The organism is Photorhabdus africana (assembly GCF_035181445.1).
In the GTDB taxonomy this organism is placed as follows: Bacteria; Pseudomonadota; Gammaproteobacteria; order Enterobacterales; family Enterobacteriaceae; genus Photorhabdus; species Photorhabdus laumondii.
This window is the reverse complement of sequence record NZ_JAXBVE010000080.1, coordinates 1-5,078: the sequence shown is the minus strand read 5'-3', so window position 1 is coordinate 5,078 and position 5,078 is coordinate 1. Positions and strand designations below refer to the sequence as shown.

Sequence of the window (5,078 nt, the reverse complement as noted above, 5' to 3'; positions counted from 1 at the left end):
ACGAAAAGGCTGGCTTAAGCCTTCCTGCCCGCTAAACGCCACCACATCCAGCGGCGCGGTATTTTTCCACACTTTCAGTTTGTAACGGCTGTGATCAAAGATGATCGCCGGAGTTGTATTGTTCATCATTTTCTCCCACTTGCTTCCCAATCGCTTCAGGTACGCTACCGCCCATAGCCGTATACCGAGGCCCATAAGGTCATGATCTGTTTTTTTGTTTTAGCGGTTTCCATCGCAGCGCCTACGGCACCTGCCATCACATAAAAAAGGAAAAAAACAGCAGACGGGTTAACCCCGTCCGCCACTCACGGTTACGCGGTCAAACGTTCACTCCAGGCATCGGAGTGAATGATGTTGCCGTCCTGATAAGGCCAGGTGATTTTTTCGTAGCGGAACTCAACACGTTCCAGGTGGTTGTGTTTCTCTTTGACCGGATCTTTGATGTCGGCGCCACCGTCATCTTTCAACCAATAAATACGCGGGGATCGCCATAATATTACGCTCCTGTTGTTGATAAAGAGTTCGGCACCTTTTGTAATCGCTGGCAAGCAACGGCATTCAGGGCCGAACGGAACTCAAACCGAATAAAGATCCGGGAGTCAGTCAGAATAAATCCGGAAAACAATAAATCAGATCAGGTATTTCCCAACCAGAGGTTAATCGGAGTGAAAATAATTAATCGGGCTATCCCTGCGCCATCAATGATGATTATGCCTTAACAGCATGGACTATTAAGGCATAATTTCATTCTCTTAACGGGTGCATATATAAATCAAGTCTTTTTTATCAAATAGCACAATAAGCTAAAGGCCAAATAAATATAATTTCTGTAAAAACAAAAAAACAAACACATTACCTTAATAAAATATAAATAAAATTACACTTATTTACATAAAAAGAATTTATTTATCATAACAAAATAGCCAGACTCGTCAGTTTTAATACAATAGCGCAGCCAGCCCATAATTAAATTATTTATTTTAATTTAAATCAATTAGTTACAATTAAAATAAAATAAAATAAAATAAAATAAACAACCTCACTTTACATCCTGCTGCCTAAATAGGTAAAAAATAATGATTCTCATTCATAATATGCGAATGAGAATACCTTCAGTGATAGTCAAAAACAGACGGCAATATTCTTACCACCACCAATCAAGCCTAATCCTTATCGCAAAAACAAAACACGACTTATTAAAAAGGAATATTATTACGATATATGTCGCCCCGGTGAGTGACAGAACCCCATTTAATATTTTCATGATTTTCCGGTGATAATGGTCAGCAAACCCGTCATTAATCCTCATTAATGAGGAAATATCTGCCCCTCAGTCTGCGATAAGATGACACGAAGACGAGGGATCTCAGGAATAGGCCAGCTCATAACGATGACTCAACTTGGTTATGAGGCATTGAACTCAATACTCGACACCCACACTGGCAGCGACAATAATGCACCACTACAGCACGACCATTTTCCTGAACGGTATTATCCCCCTCAATAATGGGATTAATACCGTGCCCCTCTAGCGGACAATGAATGAGATCCCCTACCAAAGCGGCCTGTTTACCGTCGAAATACATTGTTGAAGAAGCGGTGATCACTTTTCCACCTCGATCAGTGGCATCACCTAAACAAACAATACCAGACATTGTGATATCCTCTATTAATTATAGAAATAACCCTAAATAAACCATCAGATATTCAGGAGATAATATTTCATCCCGAGATATCTCATTATTGACTTTAATCTTAAGGGCCCCATACCTTCAAAAACTGAATTAAAAGATAAATAAGCGGCCCACTCAATTCCTTTTCAGTTAAAACAGGATGATAAGGATCAGGTAAATACCATCGCCACAAAGCATAAATAGCCACACCAGACAACAAAATAAGTAAGATATTTCTTTTATTCAATTTTTACCATCCAAACAATCTTGATGATTGAACTTAAAGTACGTATCGATATTTTCTTACCCTTTCCCATCCTGATTTTTAACCTTTATATCCTTATAAAGGGTTTAATTTAAAACGCATGTTATCGAGGATCGAAAGCGCCGGGTCTGACTCTAACGGTCTGACTAATAGCATCCCAGAATGCCACTATTTCATTCTGGGTATAGGCTGTCGGTGTCTCTTCATCATTGACCACCGTCAAATCAAAGACCGGTGTTTTCTTTCCGCCGGTTTTCTCATTTGCCAGTAACGTAAACTGATAACGCGGATCATCACTATCCGGCTGTAATCCCACCGCCAATAATTCCTCGGTATCCAGCCCATTAATTTTTCGCACGCCTTTACGGAAAATATCACCCCGGTACAGAAATGCTTTAATTTGGCCGATACGCTCCAGCATACTGTCTTTTTCCCGGATATAGTTATTCGTTTGTATTCTCACATTCAAATAATTATCCGGGCCAGTTTTATATAATGCACCGATATCTTCTTTATCCCTTTGATTATCTGCAATAAACGCATTGGAAATACAGCTTCCCGCGGTAGTCGGAATTTCCGTTTCTTCACGTCCGTGTATACGAGATAATAAATCCCTCAGTGTAGCTAAATCTTTCTGAGCTGTATTAGCATATACAACAGGGTAGGATGCCCTGTCTTTGTCATAGCGAGCGGCTGAACCATTTGTCGTTTCCATTTCTACTTTAATTGCTACTCCATTACTGTACAAATAAGCCTCCAGTACTCTGAATGCATCATCAACGCTTACATTCTCTATGCGTTCAAAAATAATCCCTTTCATCCCCTGAGGAACAGAGTAAATATTCTTTAAATAGGGCATATCAATCACCTTCACCGTTTTTGTCTGCCGTAGTGCCTGCTCCCGCAATTGAATACGCTGTTCAAAGGCAGGTAAATAGATCCGTTGGGTTTCTACCCAATGATCGTTCACCCGGGAAGCATTCACCGTATCATGATAGTTTTCCGGCAAATCAACCAAATACCGGCCGATACAACGGGTTTGTAAATTCGCTAACAATTTGTCCACAGCTAATTTTTCCTTCTGGTTTAACACAGTATGTGGGGGATAGGGCTGCAACCAGTGCCACACCCCGTAAAATACCAGCACAAGCAAACTGGCAATTATTATGGCAAGCGCTTTTTTTCTATTCATCAGGATAAGCCAAAGATGTTTGTTTAACAGATTGCGCTATTTTAACAATAGCCCGCAGGGTAAAAAAACGGGTATCGTCAGTATCATAGGCACCTTCATGATCAACCTCAGCCCCCAATATTGAACGCAGACCGCTGGCGGTAAATTTCCCTCCCTCAACTGGCACCGTGCCATCACCGGGCTCTTGCGGATCCGCTATAGTAAAAGTTTGTATTAGAGAATAGTCATTACCAGGTTTTATTGGGTATTTGACACTGCGCATATCTGAAAGCTCCGCATTCATCGGATCAAATATCGGGCTATTAAATGCCAGTTCAGGATTACCTTTCCGATTAAAATAATCTTTACGTGCTACCCAACGGACAGTGCCATAAGAGAGGTGTTTCATACTGTTACCATAAAAAGCATAGGTATTGCTGTGATAACAGCCATTTAATTCTTCTATAAAACTACGCACATCTTTTCTAATTATTTTTGTAAAGTTATCCCAATCTGCCTGCATTACCGCCCAATTTTTAGCCTTGTTTTCCGGGTTAATCAAACGCTCTTCGCATAATCCCCACCATTTATCGCGCTGCAAGTAGATTTCTTCATAAGGGTCATTCTCCGGTAAGCTATAGCGTGTATTCCCATCCTCAATCTTCAACCACCACTTTCCGTATCTCAGACCGGGTAATAACTGAAGTGGTCCCGGTGACTGCGCCATCACGGCAGTGAATTGACCGCCATCTTTGCCTATGACTAATCCAGTCGGGCTACCTTCACCTGCTTTCATCCGCTTATAAGCCGTCGGTGCACCAAATGTCGGCATCACACCATGCACAATCCCTTGGAGCCTGTCACGCCCCTTCAATATTTCTGAATAGTGACGAGCCACCAATCCTCCCATCGAATGCGTGACCAGTATCACCTTCTCACAAGGCTGACGCCGCCGTTTATAGCTCGTAACCACTTGGTCAATATAGTCCGCCAACCGGTTTGCTGACTCCACATTAGACTGAAGCCAGTTATACCCCATCGCATGGACTGGAAACTGATATTGATAACTCAGCTTAATTTCATCCCGTGTCAGTTTGGCTTCCCCCATCTCAGCCTGTAAATCCATCAACTCCAGTTGCTGACGCAATGTCTGCTTCCCCGTCTTATTCAACCGGTTGTGCAATAACTCATCCTGATCATCCAGCGCCGCCTGAAGCCAGGGCAAAAATTCGCCGTAGCTCATATAGGCGACCTCACCCCAACCCCGCTCCTTTCGCGAAGGAAATTTAGGGCCTTCTTTATGATTGTCGTCTACTCTGCCCCGTGAATCGACAACAGTATTTTCCGGATCAAGCAACTTTTTTCGATCCTCTGCACCCTTTAAAACCCAGTCCTTCAAGGCACCCAATCTGCTGTTTAAACGCCAAACTGACGTTCCATTTTTATCCTGCAAATTACTCCCCATTACCCCCGGCAGAAAAATCACCGGAATAACCCGGTTTGGCACCTTATAGCAAATCGCCGTCAGGTTCTTTTCACTGGGCGCATTAACTAACGGGTAATACAACCTGCCATGCTCGTCATAAACAGGCTGAACAACAATTTTTTCTGATGAATCGGCCATCATTACTCCTTACCTTCTTTTAAATAGAACTTCATTGCTTCTACCCCTAATTGCTGCTGTTTAGTCACCTTACCATCCGAGCCGGTTGTCGAAGGCTGCTGACTATTGTCCTGATTGTGCAAAAGGCTGCTTTGATGATTCACCGGTGAATCATCAAAAGGCCAAAGTACCTGCGGCGTTATAGCAAAATCCGCTGTCTCACGTTGGGATGCCATCTGATTAAAACTCTGCCCACCAAATTTTTGCCACACCGCCGCCCGCTGGATGATGTTATCGGGCGCCCCACTTTCCACCTGCCCGTTGCTAATACGGATATATCCCCCGCCACAGGCCAGCAAGATCTCC

3 protein-coding genes and 2 pseudogenes are annotated in these 5,078 nt (G+C 42.9%); all 5 read right to left on the bottom strand.

Annotated features, from left to right (window positions below; all coding sequences use genetic code 11):
• Nucleotides 1-311: 311 nt before the first annotated feature.
• Nucleotides 312-446 (bottom strand): annotated as a pseudogene (locus SLS51_RS22305) (type VI secretion system tube protein Hcp); the annotation flags it as partial.
• Nucleotides 447-1,382: 936 nt separating this feature from the next.
• Nucleotides 1,383-1,655 carry a PAAR domain-containing protein gene (locus SLS51_RS22300; protein ID WP_323840711.1) on the bottom strand — a complete coding sequence of 91 codons (273 nt, stop codon included), beginning with the start codon at nt 1,653-1,655 and terminating at the stop codon, nt 1,383-1,385.
• Nucleotides 1,656-2,041: 386 nt separating this feature from the next.
• Nucleotides 2,042-3,130 carry a Tli4 family immunity protein gene (locus SLS51_RS22295; RefSeq protein WP_323840710.1) on the bottom strand — a complete coding sequence of 363 codons (1,089 nt, stop codon included), beginning with the start codon at nt 3,128-3,130 and terminating at the stop codon, nt 2,042-2,044.
• Entirely contained in the window at nt 3,123-4,736 is a 1,614-nt protein-coding gene (locus tag SLS51_RS22290; RefSeq protein ID WP_323840709.1) for an esterase/lipase family protein, read from the bottom strand. Before SLS51_RS22290 ends, SLS51_RS22295 begins: the two co-directional genes overlap by 8 nt.
• Nucleotides 4,736-5,078, bottom strand: a pseudogene (locus SLS51_RS22285) (type VI secretion system tip protein VgrG); the annotation flags it as partial. The pseudogene SLS51_RS22285 and the gene SLS51_RS22290, both read right to left, overlap by 1 nt.

Coding starts and splice junctions, on each gene's coding strand:
- SLS51_RS22300 (WP_323840711.1), bottom strand. CDS start 1,655: ATGTCTGGTATTGTTTGTTTAGGTGATGCCACTGATCGAGGTGGAAAA.
- SLS51_RS22290 (WP_323840709.1), bottom strand. CDS start 4,736: ATGATGGCCGATTCATCAGAAAAAATTGTTGTTCAGCCTGTTTATGAC.
- SLS51_RS22295 (WP_323840710.1), bottom strand. CDS start 3,130: ATGAATAGAAAAAAAGCGCTTGCCATAATAATTGCCAGTTTGCTTGTG.